At 63.0% G+C, this 16493-nt stretch carries 15 protein-coding genes; 14 read left to right on the forward strand and 1 reads right to left on the reverse strand.

Annotation, left to right across the window (positions count from 1 at the left end; translation table 11 throughout):
- The first annotated feature begins 55 nt into the window (after window positions 1-55).
- The 5 genes from ACZYTC_RS07645 (at window position 56) to kdsA (ending at window position 6012) form a co-directional block, all read left to right on the forward strand.
- The gene (locus ACZYTC_RS07645) at window positions 56-1762 is read left to right on the forward strand and encodes a lysine--tRNA ligase (protein WP_488989241.1); all 1707 of its coding nucleotides are present in this window, start codon (window positions 56-58) and stop codon (window positions 1760-1762) included.
- Between the two features lie 111 nt (window positions 1763-1873).
- On the forward strand, window positions 1874-2278 hold the full coding sequence (gene secG, locus ACZYTC_RS07650; RefSeq protein WP_434956657.1) for a preprotein translocase subunit SecG: 405 nt from the start codon (window positions 1874-1876) through the stop codon (window positions 2276-2278).
- Window positions 2279-2403: 125 nt separating this feature from the next.
- Window positions 2404-4032: a CTP synthase gene (gene pyrG / locus ACZYTC_RS07655; RefSeq protein WP_441771875.1), complete on the forward strand. Its 1629-nt coding sequence runs from the start codon at window positions 2404-2406 to the stop codon at window positions 4030-4032.
- Window positions 4033-4126: 94 nt separating this feature from the next.
- Window positions 4127-5002, forward strand: coding sequence for a VOC family protein (locus tag ACZYTC_RS07660; protein ID WP_434956655.1), 876 nt, complete (start codon window positions 4127-4129; stop codon window positions 5000-5002).
- A 176-nt stretch (window positions 5003-5178) separates the two neighbouring features.
- Complete coding sequence (gene kdsA / locus ACZYTC_RS07665) at window positions 5179-6012, forward strand: 3-deoxy-8-phosphooctulonate synthase (RefSeq protein WP_434956654.1); 834 nt, start codon at window positions 5179-5181, stop codon at window positions 6010-6012.
- Between the two features lie 166 nt (window positions 6013-6178).
- Here kdsA and queF read toward each other — a convergent pair whose 3' ends face one another.
- Window positions 6179-6640 (reverse strand): preQ(1) synthase, encoded by a 462-nt coding sequence (queF, locus tag ACZYTC_RS07670; protein WP_441771873.1) that lies wholly within the window; start codon window positions 6638-6640, stop codon window positions 6179-6181.
- A 141-nt stretch (window positions 6641-6781) separates the two neighbouring features.
- Here queF and ACZYTC_RS07675 point away from each other — a divergent pair, with 141 nt between their 5' ends.
- The 9 genes from ACZYTC_RS07675 (at window position 6782) to lipA (ending at window position 16472) form a co-directional block, all read left to right on the forward strand.
- Window positions 6782-7312, forward strand: a complete 531-nt coding sequence (locus ACZYTC_RS07675) for a hypothetical protein (RefSeq protein WP_434956652.1) — start codon at window positions 6782-6784, stop codon at window positions 7310-7312.
- 97 nt (window positions 7313-7409) lie between these two features.
- The gene (gene eno / locus ACZYTC_RS07680; RefSeq protein ID WP_434956651.1) at window positions 7410-8690 is read left to right on the forward strand and encodes a phosphopyruvate hydratase; all 1281 of its coding nucleotides are present in this window, start codon (window positions 7410-7412) and stop codon (window positions 8688-8690) included.
- Between the two features lie 186 nt (window positions 8691-8876).
- On the forward strand, window positions 8877-9191 hold the full coding sequence (locus ACZYTC_RS07685; protein WP_434956650.1) for an FtsB family cell division protein: 315 nt from the start codon (window positions 8877-8879) through the stop codon (window positions 9189-9191).
- Window positions 9192-9455: 264 nt separating this feature from the next.
- Window positions 9456-10514 (forward strand): pyruvate dehydrogenase (acetyl-transferring) E1 component subunit alpha, encoded by a 1059-nt coding sequence (gene pdhA, locus ACZYTC_RS07690; protein ID WP_434956649.1) that lies wholly within the window; start codon window positions 9456-9458, stop codon window positions 10512-10514.
- Window positions 10515-10570: 56 nt separating this feature from the next.
- Complete coding sequence (locus ACZYTC_RS07695; protein ID WP_434956648.1) at window positions 10571-11947, forward strand: pyruvate dehydrogenase complex E1 component subunit beta; 1377 nt, start codon at window positions 10571-10573, stop codon at window positions 11945-11947.
- Window positions 11948-11957: 10 nt separating this feature from the next.
- A complete protein-coding gene (locus ACZYTC_RS07700) occupies window positions 11958-13322 on the forward strand; it encodes a pyruvate dehydrogenase complex dihydrolipoamide acetyltransferase (RefSeq protein ID WP_488989242.1) in 1365 nt (454 codons plus the stop codon).
- The gene (locus ACZYTC_RS07705) at window positions 13319-13864 is read left to right on the forward strand and encodes a hypothetical protein (protein WP_488989243.1); all 546 of its coding nucleotides are present in this window, start codon (window positions 13319-13321) and stop codon (window positions 13862-13864) included. The genes ACZYTC_RS07700 and ACZYTC_RS07705 overlap by 4 nt, the downstream gene beginning before the upstream one ends.
- 79 nt (window positions 13865-13943) lie before the next feature.
- A complete protein-coding gene (lpdA, locus tag ACZYTC_RS07710; protein WP_441771869.1) occupies window positions 13944-15383 on the forward strand; it encodes a dihydrolipoyl dehydrogenase in 1440 nt (479 codons plus the stop codon).
- A gap of 129 nt (window positions 15384-15512) precedes the next feature.
- Complete coding sequence (gene lipA, locus ACZYTC_RS07715) at window positions 15513-16472, forward strand: lipoyl synthase (RefSeq protein ID WP_434956644.1); 960 nt, start codon at window positions 15513-15515, stop codon at window positions 16470-16472.
- Window positions 16473-16493: the final 21 nt, after the last annotated feature.

Genomic DNA, 16493 nt, shown 5'->3' on the forward strand with positions numbered 1-16493 from the left:
TTCGCACTCCGCTTGGCTTCCCATCCACAAGCAGCAGAAAGAAATCGGATCGAACATGTCAAATCTCTATCCGGCCGAGCTCGTCGCGGCCGCCAATGTCTCTGCCGCCTGGCCATTCGAGGAGGCGAGGAAGCTCGTTGCCCGTCTGCAGAAGCGCGCCGGCGACAAAAAAGAGATCCTGTTCGAGACCGGCTACGGTCCCTCGGGCCTGCCGCATATCGGCACCTTCGGCGAGGTCGCGCGTACCACCATGGTGCGCAATGCGTTTCGCCTGCTGACGGAAGATCGTATCCCGACCCGGCTGATTTGCTTCTCCGACGATATGGATGGCATGCGCAAGATCCCGGACAATGTGCCGGATCCCGAAGCGCTCAAGCCTTATTTGCAGATGCCGCTGACCCGTGTTCCCAATCCGTTTGGCGGCACCTACAAGAGCTTCGGCGATCATAACAACGCCATGCTCCGCCGGTTCCTCGATACGTTCGGGTTCGATTACGAATTCGCCAGCGCGACGGAATACTACACATCCGGCAAGCTCGATGCCGTGCTGCTGAAGGCCGCCGAAAAGTACGACGAGATCATGGCCGTCATGCTGCCGACCCTCGGCGAGGAGCGGCAGGCGACCTATTCGCCGTTCCTGCCGATCTCTCCGAGCAGCGGGCGGGTGCTCTATGTGCCTCTCAAGGACGTGAATGCCAAGGCAGGGACCATCACCTTCACCGACGAGGACGGTGTCGACAAGACGCTACCGGTCACCGGCGGCAAGGTGAAGCTGCAATGGAAGCCGGATTTCGGCGCGCGCTGGGCGGCGCTGGATGTCGACTTCGAGATGTTCGGCAAGGACCACCAGACCAACGCGCCTGTTTATGACGCCATTTGCGAGATCCTCGGCGGCACGGCCCCGGAGCACTATGTCTACGAACTCTTCCTCGACCAGCACGGTCAGAAGATCTCGAAGTCGAAGGGCAACGGCCTGACCATCGACGAATGGTTGACCTATGCCACGCCGGAGAGCCTGGCGTTGTACATGTACCAGTCGCCCCGCTCGGCCAAGAAACTGCATTTCGACGCCATTCCACGAGCCGTCGACGAGTATCTGCAGTTTCTGGGCGGCTTCGGGCGGCAGGATGCAAAGAACCAGCTTGGCAACCCGGTCTGGCATATTCATGGCGGAAATCCGCCGGCGCCGGAGACGATCGGCCAGGAAGGGGCGCGCACCACGATCAATTTCGCGCTGCTGCTCAATCTGGTTGCCGTTGCCAATGCGGAGAACAAGGACGTGCTGTGGGGCTTCCTGCGTCGCCATGCTCCGGACGCATCGCCGCAGACCCATCCGCAGCTCGACAGGCTGGTCGGCTACGCGATCCGCTATTTCCAGGATTTCGTGAAGCCCGCCAAGAGCTATGCCGTGCCGACCGAGGAGGAGAGGGGGGCACTGCAGAAATTGTCCGACGCCCTCGGTGCCCTGCCTGACGATGCGGACGCCGCGGCGATCCAGGAGGCGGTCTACGATGTCGGCCGCGCTCTGCCGCCCTATCAGGACTTCAAGGCCAAGGGCGCCACGCCCGAGCGCCCCGGCGTCTCGCTGGAGTGGTTCAACACCCTCTATCGCATCCTCCTGGGCGAGCAGCGCGGCCCTCGCTTCGGCTCTTTCGCGGCGATCTACGGCATCCCGGAGACGAGGGCACTGATCGCCAAGGCATTGTCGGGTGATCTCGTGCGTGAGCACGAGGCTTTTGTTGCCTCCCGGCAGCCTGGTTGATCTTCAAAAACGGGGGGCTGGCGCAGTTCATGCCAGCTTCCCATATGACAGGGGTAGTCAGCGGGCCTCGCTTCGTGTAGGAACGCGCCCGAATTCTTTCCGGATCAGTTCATGCAAACCGTTCTCATCTCGATCCACCTGATGGTGGTGCTGGCCCTTGTTGTTGTGGTGCTGTTGCAGCGCTCCGAAGGTGGGGGGCTCGGCATCGGCGGCGGAACGGGCGGTTTCATGACCGGACGCGGCCAGGCGAATCTGCTGACGCGGACGACGGCCGGTCTGGCAGCTGCCTTCTTCATTACCAGCCTGCTGCTGACGATTCTCGCCAATCAGCAGAGCCGCCCGGGTGGTTCGCTGCTCGACCAGTATCGTCCGGCCGCGCCGGCCAGCCAGCCGGCCCAATCTTCGCCATCGGCTCCCGCTCAGCCGGCACCGGCGGCTCCGGCCCCGTCCAATGGCGGTTCGGTGTTCGACCAGTTGCAGGGCGGTGGCGAACCGGCTGCGCCGGCCAAGCCGTAACTGTGTAGCCCGGCGGTCATTTGTCGGGCTGAGGACTGTCGCGTCTTTGCGTGAACTGAAAATAATCCTGCGGGCAGCGATTGTCCGCTCGTCGAATCATTGTGTTTTTGTCTAAGTGGGGCTCCATGACGCGGTACATTTTCATCACCGGCGGCGTGGTCTCCTCGCTTGGTAAAGGGCTGGCCTCAGCCGCCCTCGGCGCGCTTCTTCAGGCGCGCGGCTACAAAGTCCGCCTTCGCAAGCTCGATCCCTATCTCAATGTCGATCCGGGCACCATGAGCCCGTATGAGCATGGCGAGGTCTTCGTCACCGACGATGGGGCCGAGACCGACCTCGACCTCGGCCATTACGAGCGCTTCACCGGGCGTCCGGCCTCCAGGGACGACAACATCACCACGGGCCGGATCTATCTCGACATCATCACCAAGGAGCGGCGCGGGGACTATCTCGGCGCCACCATCCAGGTCATTCCCCACGTCACCAACGCCATCAAGGATTTCGTCCTCAAGGGCAATGACGGCGTGGATTTCGTACTGGTCGAGATCGGCGGCACCGTCGGCGACATCGAAGGCCTGCCCTTCTTCGAGGCGATCCGCCAGATCAAGAGCGACCTGCCGCGCGGTGCCTGCATCTACACCCATCTGACGCTGCTGCCCTTCATTCCCTCGGCGGGCGAGCTCAAGACCAAGCCGACGCAGCATTCGGTCGCCGAACTGCGCTCGATCGGTATCCAGCCCGACATCCTGCTCTGTCGTTCCGACCGGGAGATTCCCAAGGAAGAGCGCCGCAAGCTCGCTCTGTTCTGCAATGTGCGCGAAACCGCGGTGATCGAGGCGCGCGACGTCGCTTCGATCTATGACGTGCCGATCGCCTATCACGAGCAGGGCCTGGACACCGAGGTGCTGGCGGCTTTCGGCATCGATGACGCGCCCAAGCCGGATCTGTCGCGCTGGCGCAAGATCTCCCAGACCGTCCACAATCCCGAGGGCGAGGTCACTATTGCCATCGTCGGCAAATATACCGGCCTTAAGGATGCCTATAAGTCGCTGACCGAGGCGCTGACCCATGGTGGCATCGCCAATGGCGTCAAGGTCAAGCTGGACTGGATCGAGAGCGAGATCTTCGAACAGGACGATCCGGCTCCGCATCTGGAGCATGTTCACGGCATCCTGGTTCCCGGCGGCTTCGGCCAGCGCGGCGCCGAGGGCAAGATCAAGGCGGTGACTTTCGCCCGCGAGCGCAAGGTGCCGTATTTCGGAATCTGTTTCGGCATGCAGATGGCGGTGATCGAGGGCGCCCGTTCGCTCGCTGGTATCAAGGGCGCCAACTCGACCGAGTTTGGCGCGACCAAGGAGCCGGTCGTCGGCCTGATGACCGAATGGATGAAGGGCAACGAGCTCGAGCAGCGCGCCCAGGGCGGCGATCTCGGTGGCACCATGCGCCTCGGCGCCTATCAAGCCACGCTGAAGCGGGATTCCAAGATTGCCGATATCTACAACTCGACCTCGATCTCCGAGCGCCATCGCCATCGCTATGAAGTGAATATGAGCTATCGCGAGCGCCTCGAAGACAAGGGCATGGTGTTCTGCGGCACTTCGCCGGATGGCCTGCTTCCGGAGACCATCGAATATGCCGACCATCCCTGGTTTATCGGCGTGCAGTATCATCCCGAACTGAAGTCGCGTCCCTTCGAGCCGCATCCCCTGTTCTCTAGCTTCATCGCGGCCGCCGTCGAGCAAAGCCGGTTGGTTTGACGGGGGGGCGGGTCTTCAGACCCGCCCTTCCTGACAAGACCCTGTTTCAGGCGGGTTAGAAGACCCGCCCCCCGATTCCGACTGGAGCGGCCTCATGTCCCGCGGTCTCGATCATCTCGTTCTTGCCGTTCGCGACCTCGATGCCGCCGCTGCGCATTACCGGGCACTCGGCTTCACGGTCGGCGCTCGCAACAGCCATCCCTGGGGTACCGAGAACCACGTGGTGCAATTTCCGGGCATCTTCCTGGAATTGATCACGGTGGGGGCTGACGGCATCACGGATGCCGCCTGGGCCGATCGCTCCCGCTTCGCCTCTTTCTCCCGCGACTATCTGGCCCGCTTCGGGGACGGCTTCGCGATGCTGGTGGTGGAAGCGCAGGATGCCGCCGCCGACAAACTCAGTTTCGACGAGGCCGATATTGGCGGCTTTGAGCCGTTCTTCTTCGAACGCCAGGCCACGCGGCCGGATGGTTCGGTGGTTCGTGTCGCCTTCACGCTCGCCTTTGCCGCCGACACCGCCATGCCGGCTGCAGGCTTTTTCGCCACACAGCAGCACGAGCCGCAGAATTTCTGGAATCCCGACTTCCAGCGTCACGCGAACGGGGCGGTCAAAGTCGGCGGCATCGTCATACTGGCCGCTGAGCCGGCGGCAACGGTGCCTTTCTTCGAGGCCTTCACGGGGGCAAGGGCGGTCTGCGCCAGCGCCCGCAACATGGCGATCGTCACGCCACGCGGGACGGTCGAGGCGATGTCGCCGGATTGCTATCGCGACGTGCTGGGCCTGGAGCCCGATTTGTCGCTGGCCCACGGACCGCGTCTGGCTGCCTTCAAGGTGACGGCACCGCTCGAAGCCGTCGCTGCCCGCCTGGATGAGGCAGGCATTCCCTTCATCCGCCACCGCAAGCATCTGGCCATCGCGGCCGCCGACAATTTCGGCACCGCCCTGATTTTCGAAGAGCCCAAGACTTGATCGGAGGGGTACGATTTCCAGGATCGTAGACGCCTCGCCTGACGCAATCGCGCATCTATCTCGTTAAAATCAGCGCATTAGGGGCGAGACGCCTGATGCCCCGTAGCATGCGCCAAGCTTGCCTTCGACTGCCGCCAGCCTTATCTCCGCGATATCGATCAACCTCAGGAGCGCTCATGACCGCCGCCAATCCCGTCGTCTCCCTCGGCAAGCTTCGCATCGGCAATGCGCTCCCGCTCACCGTGATCGCCGGCCCCTGCCAGATGGAGAGCCGCGAGCATGCCATGGAAATGGCTTCGGCCATCAAGGAGATCACGGACAAGCTTGGATTGGGTCTGATCTACAAGAGCTCCTTCGACAAGGCCAACCGCACCTCCGCCAAAGGAGCCCGCGGCGTCGGCCTCGACAACGCACTGCCGATCTTCGCCGAGATCCGCGAGAAGTTCGGCCTGCCGGTGATCACGGACGTCCATGAAAACGATCAATGCGCCAAGGTCGCTCAGGTCGTCGACGTGCTGCAGATTCCCGCTTTTCTTTCGCGCCAGACCGATCTCCTGGTGGCCGCTGCCCGCACCGGGCGGGTCGTCAACGTCAAGAAGGGGCAGTTCCTGGCGCCCTGGGACATGAAGAATGTCGTCGCCAAGATCACCGAGGCGGGCAATCCCAATGTGCTGGTGACCGAGCGTGGCGCCTCCTTCGGCTATAATACGCTGGTGACCGACATGCGTGCGCTGCCGATCATGGCCGAGCAGATTGGCGCGCCCGTGGTGTTCGACGCCACCCATTCGGTGCAGCAGCCGGGCGGACAGGGGACGTCGAGCGGTGGCCAGCGCGAATTCGTGCCGGTGCTGGCCCGCGCTGCCGTGGCGGTGGGCGTGGCCGCCGTCTTCATCGAGACGCATCAGGATCCTGATCACGCCCCCTCCGATGGCCCGAACATGGTGCCCCTCAATCAACTCGAGGCGCTGCTCACGCGCCTGAAGCAGTTCGACGCCATCGCCAAGAGCTAGCGTCACGGTTGCGGTTTGCGAGCAACTTTTGGAGCGCCGATCTCCTCAGCTCCATCAAGTGATGGAACGAGATCGACAAGCCTGGATACGCGGCATTCCCAGCCAAGAAAGATGTCAGCCCCGCTCCATCAGGTGATGGAGCTGTGAGGCTGACACTCCGCGGAGCTCAGCCCCGTCCGCGATAGCTCGGGACGCCCTGATCGGGCAGCCATAGGGCCTCGGGCGGCTTGCCGGTCTGCCAGAACACATCGATCGGGATGCCGCCGCGCGGATACCAATAGCCGCCGATACGCAGCCAGTGCGGTTCCAGGAGGTCGGCCAGGCGGCGGCCAACGGCCACCGTGCAGTCCTCATGGAAGGCACCGTGATTGCGGAAGCTGGTGAGGTAGAGCTTGAGCGACTTGGATTCGACCAGCCAGTCCTTCGGCGCATAATCGATGACGAGATGGGCGAAATCGGGCTGCCCTGTCACCGGACAGAGCGACGTGAATTCCGGGCAGGTAAAGCGCGCGAGATAGAGCGTATCGGCCTGCGGATTGGGAACGCGGTCGAGCCTGGCTTCCTCGGGAGTAGCGGGGATCTTGCTGTCGCTGCCGAGTTGAAGAGAGGAGGGGTCGAAACTGGTCATGTTTGGCTCCCATGCATGGTTCATCTGCTCGGCAATCGGTGATTTCTTGCACCCATGCAAGCTGTTTCGGAGGGAACGTCGCCTGTCGTGACAATGTGACTATTTCGTGGCAGATCTCTCGTGCTAACGCTGGGGAATGCCATGCCGGTCATCGCTTTGATCCTGAGTGCCCTGATGGGCTGGGTCGTCTTTTGGCTGATCCGTTTTGATGGCCATGAGGTCATCGCCTCTTATTTCAGTGCGGCAGCGCGCCAGCGGCGCATGCAGCGGGCTCGAGACGCGGAGGTCAAGGCGGCTGTGCGCTCGGTGACGGAAGCGCGCGATGGCGCGCTTGCCCTGTTGATCAAGCTCGGCAGTGTCGACCACGCCGTGCTGCCGGCTGCGGAAAGCCTGATCGACGAGGCTGCCCGCACCGTGTTCGGCTATGGCGACAAACTGGTCGAACATCGGACCTTCGCCGAATATGTCGCCCGCAATACGCCGAGCTTTTCGGTGCTGTTCCGTGAATTGGCGCCGCTGTTCGACAAGCAGCTCGCGGCGGGAGAGCGCAAGGACCTGATCGATCTCATGCACAAGGTGGCTGAAGCTGCTGGTGGCATGACACCGGCGCGCCGGGAAATGCTCGACGAAGTACAGGCTCGTTTGTTGCCTCCCAAGGCGGCGCGCGTCTGAGATGGCGGTTTGGTGACGTTGTTTTACTCTTCCGCCATGGCCGTTCATCCGCTATGAGCGCGACGAACAATCCGTCATCACAAACAGGAGCAGCCCCATGACCGCTATCAGCGACATCATCGCCCGCGAAATTCTGGACAGCCGCGGCAATCCGACGGTCGAGGTCGATGTCCTGCTGGAAGACGGATCCACGGGAAGGGCTGCGGTGCCATCAGGCGCTTCCACTGGCGCGCATGAGGCTGTCGAATTACGTGATGGCGGCAAGCGCTATGGCGGCAAGGGCGTCGAGAAGGCGGTGGAAGCCGTCAATGGCGAGATCTATGAGGCGCTTGGCGGCCTGGACGCCGAGGACCAGATCCAGATCGACCAGACCATGATCGACCTCGACGGCACCCCGAATAAGTCCCGTCTGGGCGCCAATGCCATCCTCGGCGTTTCCCTCGCCGTCGCCAAGGCTGCTGCGCAGTCAGCCGGCCTGCCGCTGTGGCGCTATATCGGCGGCCCTGCCGCTCGCGTCCTGCCGGTACCGATGATGAACATCGTCAATGGTGGCATGCATGCCGATAACCCCATCGACTTCCAGGAATTCATGGTGATGCCGGTCGGCGCGCCGACCTTCGCCGAAGGCCTGCGCATGGGCGCCGAGATCTTCCATACCCTGAAGAAGGGGCTGAAGGATGCTGGCCACAACACCAATGTCGGTGACGAGGGCGGCTTTGCTCCCAACTTGCCATCCGCCAAGGCTGCGCTCGATTTCGTGATGAGCGCCATCGAGAAGGCCGGCTACAAGCCAGGCGAGGATGTCATGCTGGCGCTCGACTGCGCCGCCACCGAGTTCTTTAAGGATGGCGTCTATGACTATAGCGGCGAGGGCGTGAAGCGCTCGATCGCCGAACAGGCCGATTATCTCGCCCAGCTCACGGCGGACTATCCGATCGTCTCGATCGAGGACGGCCTGTCCGAGGATGATTTCGAGGGCTGGAAGCTGCTCACCGACAAGGTTGGCAGCAAGGTGCAACTCGTCGGCGACGACCTGTTCGTCACCAACACCGAACGTCTGTCGATGGGTATCAAGAAGGGGCTGGGTAACGCGATTTTGGTTAAGGTCAACCAGATCGGCACCTTGACCGAGACGCTCGCGGCCGTGGAAATGGCTCACAAGGCAGGCTATCGCGCCGTGATGTCCCATCGTTCGGGTGAGACCGAGGACTCCACCATCGCCGATCTCGCCGTGGCCACCAATTGCGGGCAGATCAAGACGGGCTCGCTGGCGCGCTCCGACCGCACGGCCAAGTACAACCAGCTTCTGCGCATCGAAGAGGCGCTCGGCACGCAGTCTCTCTATGGCGGCCGCGCCGCGCTGAAGGCGCTCGCCTGAGCCTGATTCACTTGGGTTGAAGACCAAAGCCGGGGAGCTTCTGCTCCCCGGTTTTTTATTTGGGCCGCATTTTTGCATGGCGGTCCTGCCGGACCGGCATGCGGGAGGGGCTGAAACGTCGTGGATTTTGCGCTGCAGCAAGCGGCGTCAACGGAATATCAACCATCCAGGGTTAACCATGGCCGCATGGTCATTCGCACACGCATCCGCGCCATCTTGAACCAGCTCGCGCTTCTGGCGGGAGCGGCCGCAGCCATCGCTTATTTCTCCTATCAGGCCTTCAATGGCGAGCATGGCATCCAGGCACAGCACCAATTCGACCAGCAGAAGCAGGATCTGGGCAGTGAATTGGTCCTGCTGCAGAAGGAGCATGCCGCTCTCGATCGGCGTGTGAACCTGCTCAGGTCACAGGCGATCGATCCGGACATGCTGGATGAGAAGGCGCGTGACGTGCTGGGCCTCGTTCATCCCAATGACGAAGTAGTGTTGCTGACCAAGTAGGATCGGCTTTCCACTTGTTGCGACTTCTCTCCCGTTAAATCGATTCTATTTCGACGACGTTCCAGGGCAGTGTCGAAGTTTGACAAAAATGTGTCGAAGAATAACGGGAATTGAGTTCATTGCTAAATGAACTGAAATTGAGTTTATTCATAATTGTGTTGCATGTTCAATATGTTGCAGTGCAGCATTTGGGTGTGGCTCTCGCTTTTTGATATTGGATGCGCTAGCACTTCCTCAGCTTAGCCACCAATAATCGGAGGGTTCATGGCCGCTACAGCCGCAAAGGCCGCTGCTACCGCTAGCAAGGCTTCGAAGACTGCCGCCCGCTCGGGCAAGGCAGCGGGGGCAACCAGGACGGCATCGTCGTTCTCCCGCGACCAGGAGCTCAAGGCTTATCGCGAGATGTTGCTGATCCGCCGCTTCGAGGAGAAGGCCGGACAGATGTACGGCATGGGCCTGATCGGCGGTTTCTGCCATCTCTATATCGGGCAGGAAGCCGTCGTGGTCGGGCTGCAGATGGCTTCGCGTGAAGGCGATCAGGTCATCACTGGCTATCGTGACCACGGCCATATGATCGCGGCGGGCATGGCCCCTCGCGGCGTCATGGCCGAGCTGACCGGACGCCAGGGCGGTTATTCGCACGGCAAGGGCGGCTCCATGCACATGTTCTCGGTGGAGAAGGCTTTCTATGGCGGCCACGGCATCGTGGGCGCGCAGGTATCGCTCGGCACCGGCCTGGCTTTTGCCAATGCCTATCGCTCCGACGGCAAGGTGAGCCTGACCTATTTCGGCGACGGCGCCGCCAACCAGGGCCAGGTCTATGAAAGCTTCAACATGGCGGCGCTGTGGAAGCTTCCCGTCGTCTATGTGATCGAGAACAACAAATACGCCATGGGCACGTCGGTGAATCGTGCCTCGGCCCAGACCGACTTCTCCCGCCGTGGCCTCTCCTTCAACATTCCCGGCGAACAGGTGGACGGCATGGATGTGCGCGCCATCTACGCGGCGGGCCAGAAGGCGATCGAACATGCTCGTTCCGGCAAGGGCCCCTACATCCTGGAGATGCTGACCTACCGCTATCGCGGCCACTCGATGTCGGATCCGGCGAAGTACCGTTCGAAGGACGAAGTCCAGAAGATGCGGACCGAGCACGATCCGATCGAACAGAGCCGCGCACGCCTGCTGGAAGAGCATGGGGCGAGCGAGGAGGAGCTGAAGAAGATCGATTCCGAAATCCGCGACATCGTCAACGATTCCGCCGATTTCGCCACCAGCGATTCCGAGCCCGATCCCTCGGAGCTGTGGACCGACATCCTGAAGTGATGGTCGGCAGTTCCAGCCTGCTCGCGTAATTCCATTCTCCAGACTTCGAGGCACCCATGCCTGATATCCTGATGCCGGCCCTCTCTCCCACCATGGAGCAGGGCAAACTCTCCAAATGGCTTAAAAAGGAAGGCGACACCATCAAGTCCGGCGACGTGATCGCCGAAATCGAGACCGACAAGGCGACGATGGAAGTCGAAGCCATCGACGAAGGTGTGCTCACGCAGATCCTGGTGCCCGAGGGTACCGACAATGTCGCGGTGAATACCAAGATCGCCTTCATCCAGGGTGAGGGCGAGGCAGCCGCGCCGGCAACGTCGGCACCGGCCCAGCCGGCCGCTGCTCCCGCCGCGGCTCCGGCTCCCAGCGTTGCCGCTCCCGCCGTGGTGCAGTCGGCGCCGGCGCCGGCTGAAGCCCATGATGCCTCTGGCGAGATTCCGGCCGGCACCGAGTTCGTCACCCAGACCGTCCGCGAAGCCCTGCGCGATGCCATGGCGGAGGAAATGCGCCTCGACGCCAACGTCTTCGTCATCGGCGAGGAAGTTGCCGAGTACCAGGGCGCCTACAAGATCACTCAAGGGCTGTTGCAGGAATTCGGGGCACGGCGCGTCGTCGATACGCCGATCACCGAGCATGGCTTCGCCGGTATCGCCACCGGCGCTGCCATGACGGGCTTGCGCCCGGTCGTGGAGTTCATGACCTTCAATTTCGCCATGCAGGCGATCGACCACATCATCAATTCCGCGGCCAAGACCCTCTATATGTCCGGCGGCCAGATGGGCTGCCCGATCGTGTTCCGCGGCCCCAACGGCGCGGCGGCGCGCGTGGGTGCCCAGCACAGCCAGGACTATGGTTCCTGGTACTCGCATGTGCCGGGCCTGAAGGTGGTGGCACCCTATTCGGCGGCCGACGCCAAGGGCCTGCTCAAGGCAGCCATTCGCGATCCCAATCCGGTGGTCTTCCTGGAGAATGAAATCCTCTATGGCCACAGCCATCCCGTGCCCAAGCTCGACGATTTCGTCTTGCCGATCGGCAAGGCCAAGGTGGTCAAGCCGGGCAAGGATGTCACTTTGGTCGCCTGGTCGATTGGCATGACCTATGCCCTGAAGGCGGCGGAGGCCCTGGCAGGCGAGGGGATCGATGCCGAGATCATCGACATGCGCTCGCTGCGCCCGCTCGACACCGACACGGTCATCGCATCGGTGCGCAAGACCAGTCGTTGCGTGGTGATCGAGGAGGGCTGGCAACAGTCCGGCGTCGGCTCGGAAATCGCTGCCCGCGTCAACGAGCAGGCCTTCGACTATCTCGATGCGCCGGTGGCTCGTGTGTCCGGCAAGGATGTGCCGATGCCCTATGCGGCGAACCTCGAGAAACTGGCTCTGCCGAGCGTGGCTGACGTCGTCGGGGCGGCCAAAGCCGTCCTCTATCGCTGAGGAGTTGCCGATGCCTGTGAATGTGCTGATGCCGGCTCTGTCTCCCACGATGGAGAAGGGCAACCTGGCCAAATGGCTGAAGAAGGAAGGCGACACCATCAAGTCCGGTGACGTGCTGGCGGAGATCGAGACCGACAAGGCTACGATGGAAGTCGAAGCCATCGACGAGGGCGTTCTGGCCAAGATCGTGGTGCCGGAAGGCACCGCCGACGTGCCGGTCAACGACCTCATCGCCGTGATCGCCAGCGAGGGCGAGGATGTCAAGGCCGTCGCCGCCAGCGGCGGGGCTCCAACCCCGAAGGCTGCTGCTCCGGCCGCCGCGGCTCCGGCTGCTGCTGCACCGGCTCAGGCCGCACCAGCAACTGCTCCGGCCGCAGCGCCTGCCGCCGCGTCGGCGCCTGCTCCAGCCCAGGCCGGTACGCGTATCTTCGCATCGCCTCTGGCCAAGCGTCTCGCCAAGGAGGCCGGCCTCGACCTCGGCGCCATCCAGGGCTCCGGCCCGCATGGCCGCATCGTCGAGAAGGACGTCAAGGCGGCCATCGCCGGCGGCGGCGCCAAGGCCGCCCCCGCGGCGGCTCCTGCCCAGGCCGCGGCTGCTCCCCAGGGGGCGCCAGCTCTGGCCGCGCCGGCCGGCGCTTCGGACGACGTCACCAAGAAGCTCTTCGCTCCTGGTTCCTTCGAGGAGATTCCGCATGACGGCATGCGCAAGACCATTGCGCGCCGCCTGACCGAGGCCAAGTCGACCATCCCGCATTTCTACCTGACGGTGGAAGTCGAGATCGACGCCCTGCTCGCCCTGCGCGAGCAGATCAACCACGGCGCCCCGCTGACCAAGGAAGGCAAGCCCACCTTCAAGGTCTCGGTCAACGACATGGTGATCAAGGCCTATGCGCTGGCGCTCAAAGCCGTGCCGGATGCGAACGTATCCTGGACCGATGGCGCCATGCTCAAGCACAAGCATGCCGATGTCGGCGTCGCCGTCTCCATCCCGGGCGGCCTGATCACCCCGATCATCCGCAATGCCGAGTCCAAGACGCTTTCCGCCATCTCCAACGAGATGAAGGACCTGGCCGCGCGGGCCAAGGGCCGCAAGCTCAAGCCGGAGGAATATCAGGGCGGTACCGGTTCGGTCTCCAATCTCGGCATGTTCGGGGTGAAGTCGTTCGCGGCGATCGTCAACCCGCCGCACGCCACCATTCTGGCGGTTGGAGCCGGCATCAAGCAGCCGGTGGTGCATGGCGGTGAGATCAAGGTGGCGACGATCATGTCGCTGACCCTGTCGACCGACCACCGCGCCGTCGACGGCGCACTCGGTGCCGAGCTGATGCAAGCCTTCAAGGGCTATATCGAAAAACCCATGGGGATGCTGGTGTGAGCGGCGGGGCCGCAGGACGGACTTTCGCGCCGGGTATCGTGATCCTGGCGCTGGCGGCCGGGCTTGCCGGGTGCAACACCCCGGGCCTAGCCGGCAAGCCTATCGTTGCGGCCCCACCCAAGCCCGAGCCGACCATGGATCAGGCACGCGAACTTGCCATGTCCGGCACGGCGTCCATTGGCGACGGCATCCTGGTGAAGCTCCAGGGCGACGGATCGGGGCATGGTTGGCGCACCGGCGCGCAAGGCGTTTTCCCAGTAGCCTGGACGGTCGTCGATACCGATCAGGTCGCAATCGACCGGGCAAAGCGGGCTAGAGATCCTTCTACGACACCTGCGACTATAGAGCAGCAGATCCAGAAGGACGGGCAGGCAGCCCAGGAGCGCCGCCAGCGCGGATTGCCGCCAATCTATCAAATCTGCGTCGAACTGCCGGTGACCCTCGGGCTCACCTCTGGTCGGAAACGCTGCATTTTCGCCCGGGACTGGAAAACGCAATCGAGCACCGTGCCGGCACCGGCCGCTCCGGCGACTGCCGGATAGCGCCGAACCATTCCCGATCTGAATTCGGCGCTGTGACGGAGGGCGAGCCCTCGGTGTAGCGCCCAAGAGGAGACCTCAAATGAGTTCCTACGACGTCATCGTGATCGGTTCCGGCCCCGGCGGCTATGTCACCGCCATTCGTGCCGCCCAGCTCGGCCTGAAGACGGCCGTGGTCGAGCGCGAGCATCTGGGCGGTATCTGCCTCAATTGGGGTTGCATCCCCACCAAGGCGCTGCTGCGCTCGGCCGAGGTTCTGCATAATTCCCAGCACGCTAAGGATTTCGGTCTCGTGCTCAGTGGCTCGATCAGCGCCGATGTCGGCGCCGTGGTCAAGCGCTCGCGCGGGGTTTCCGCCCAGCTCGCCACCGGCGTCGGCTTCCTCCTGAAGAAGAACAAGGTTGACGTGATCTGGGGCGAAGCCGAGATCACCAAGCCCGGCGAGATCGTGGTCAAGGCTTCGACCAAGTCGGTGCAGGGGCCGGCCATCCCGGCGCCCAAGGGCGCGCAGGCCCCCGGAACCTACCAGGCCAAGAACATCATCGTCGCCACTGGCGCCCGCCCACGCGTCCTGCCGGGCCTGGAGCCGGACAAAAAGCTGATCTGGACCTATTTCGACGCCATGGTGCCGCCGGACATGCCCAAATCGCTGATCGTGGTCGGCTCGGGCGCCATCGGCATCGAATTCGCGTCCTTCTATCGCACGCTCGGCGCCGAGGTCACGGTTGTCGAGGTGCTGCCGCAGATCCTGCCGGTGGAGGACGAGGAAATCGCCGCCCATGCGCGCAAGCGCTTCGAGAAGGCGGGCATGAAGATCCTCTCCAGCGCCAAGGTGACCAAGGTCGAAAAGACGGCCAATTCGGTCAAGGCGACGGTGGAGACGGCTGACGGCAAGTCGCAGGTAATCGAGGCCGACCGCATGATTTCAGCCGTCGGCGTGGTCGGCAATATCGAGAATCTCGGCCTGGAGAAGCTTGGCGTGAAGACCGATCGCGGCTGCGTGGTGGTCGACGGCTTCGGCAAGACCAATGTGCCGGGGATTTTCGCCATCGGCGACGTTGCCGGGCCACCGATGCTGGCGCACAAGGCCGAGCATGAGGGCGTGGTCTGTGTCGAGGCGATCGCCGGCAAGAACCCGCATGCCTTCGAGAAGGACAAGATTCCCGGCTGTACCTATTGCACGCCGCAGATCGCCAGCGTCGGCCTGACCGAGAAGAAGGCCAAGGAGGCGGGCTTCACCGTGAAAGTCGGCCGCTTCCCCTTCATCGGCAACGGCAAGGCCATTGCCCTCGGCGAGCCGGAAGGCCTGGTCAAGACGGTGTTCGACGCCAAGACCGGCAAGCTCCTGGGTGCACACATGGTCGGCGCCGAGGTGACCGAACTGGTCCAGGGCTTCGTGATCGCCATGAATCTGGAGACCACCGAGGAAGACCTCATGCATGCGGTGTTCCCGCATCCGACCCTGTCGGAAATGATGCATGAGAGCGTCCTGGACGCTTATGGGCGCGCCATCCATATGTAATGATCAACTTGATCGCATGCCTGCGATCGCGCGAGGCATGCGATCAGGAGAAGGTTGCCGGGCTTGTCCGGCAATGGTGCAGCGCGGGCGTTCCTGATATACCGGCCGCAGTGAACCGAAAGGCTTGTCATGGCTGTCGTCCTCGACCTCCTCAACAACGACAACCGGCCCCGCCATCCCGAGAAGGCGCACCGGCCGGATCAGCCCATGCTGCGCAAGCCGGACTGGATCCGCGTCAAGGCGCCCGGTTCACCGGGGTGGCGCGACACCCAGGCGATCGTCAAGGAGAACAAGCTCGTCACCGTCTGCGAGGAGGCGGGCTGCCCCAATATCGGCGAGTGCTGGGACAAGAAGCACGCCACCTTCATGATCATGGGCGACACCTGCACGCGGGCCTGCGCCTTCTGCAACGTCAAGACAGGCATGCCCGGGGCGCTCGACCCCAAGGAGCCCGAGCACACCGGCATTGCCGTGGCCAAGCTCGGCCTCAGCCACGTGGTGATCACCTCGGTCGATCGCGACGATCTCAAGGATGGCGGTGCCCAGCATTTCGCTGAAGTGATCAAGGCGATCCGCCACCATTCGCCCGGGACGACCATCGAGATCCTGACGCCCGACTTCCTGCGCAAGGAAGGCGCGCTCGAGATCGTGGTGGCGGCCAAGCCGGACGTGTTCAATCACAATATGGAAACGGTCGCTTCCAATTACCTCACCGTTCGTCCCGGCGCGCGCTATTTCCATTCGATGCGGCTGCTGCAGCGGGTGAAGGAGATCGACCCCACCATCTTCACCAAGTCGGGCATCATGGTCGGCCTTGGCGAGAAGCGGAACGAGGTTCTGCAGCTGATGGACGATCTGCGCTCGGCCAATGTCGATTTCATCACCATCGGTCAGTATCTGGCGCCGTCCCGCAAGCACCACCCGGTGGTCGCCTATATCACGCCGGACGAATTCAAGAGCTATGAGACGGTGGCCTACACCAAGGGCTTCCTGATGGTCTCCTCCTCGCCGCTGACGCGTTCCTCCCATCATGCCGGCGACGATTTCGCCCGGCTGAAGGCCAATCGGTCTGCTAAGCTGGGGCGGTAATCGTCAACAATACCGGCGTCC

The sequence above is a fragment of the Labrys sp. F242 genome (assembly GCF_057813875.1).

Excerpts from the sequence above, each read along its gene's own strand:
- ACZYTC_RS07645 (WP_488989241.1), top strand. The coding sequence starts at position 56 with ATGTCAAATCTCTATCCGGCCGAGCTCGTCGCGGCCGCCAATGTCTCT.
- secG (WP_434956657.1), top strand. The coding sequence starts at position 1,874 with ATGCAAACCGTTCTCATCTCGATCCACCTGATGGTGGTGCTGGCCCTT.
- pyrG (WP_441771875.1), top strand. The coding sequence starts at position 2,404 with ATGACGCGGTACATTTTCATCACCGGCGGCGTGGTCTCCTCGCTTGGT.
- ACZYTC_RS07660 (WP_434956655.1), top strand. The coding sequence starts at position 4,127 with ATGTCCCGCGGTCTCGATCATCTCGTTCTTGCCGTTCGCGACCTCGAT.
- kdsA (WP_434956654.1), top strand. The coding sequence starts at position 5,179 with ATGACCGCCGCCAATCCCGTCGTCTCCCTCGGCAAGCTTCGCATCGGC.
- queF (WP_441771873.1), bottom strand. The coding sequence starts at position 6,640 with ATGACCAGTTTCGACCCCTCCTCTCTTCAACTCGGCAGCGACAGCAAG.
- ACZYTC_RS07675 (WP_434956652.1), top strand. The coding sequence starts at position 6,782 with ATGCCGGTCATCGCTTTGATCCTGAGTGCCCTGATGGGCTGGGTCGTC.
- eno (WP_434956651.1), top strand. The coding sequence starts at position 7,410 with ATGACCGCTATCAGCGACATCATCGCCCGCGAAATTCTGGACAGCCGC.
- ACZYTC_RS07685 (WP_434956650.1), top strand. The coding sequence starts at position 8,877 with ATGGTCATTCGCACACGCATCCGCGCCATCTTGAACCAGCTCGCGCTT.
- pdhA (WP_434956649.1), top strand. The coding sequence starts at position 9,456 with ATGGCCGCTACAGCCGCAAAGGCCGCTGCTACCGCTAGCAAGGCTTCG.
- ACZYTC_RS07695 (WP_434956648.1), top strand. The coding sequence starts at position 10,571 with ATGCCTGATATCCTGATGCCGGCCCTCTCTCCCACCATGGAGCAGGGC.
- ACZYTC_RS07700 (WP_488989242.1), top strand. The coding sequence starts at position 11,958 with ATGCCTGTGAATGTGCTGATGCCGGCTCTGTCTCCCACGATGGAGAAG.
- lpdA (WP_441771869.1), top strand. The coding sequence starts at position 13,944 with ATGAGTTCCTACGACGTCATCGTGATCGGTTCCGGCCCCGGCGGCTAT.
- lipA (WP_434956644.1), top strand. The coding sequence starts at position 15,513 with ATGGCTGTCGTCCTCGACCTCCTCAACAACGACAACCGGCCCCGCCAT.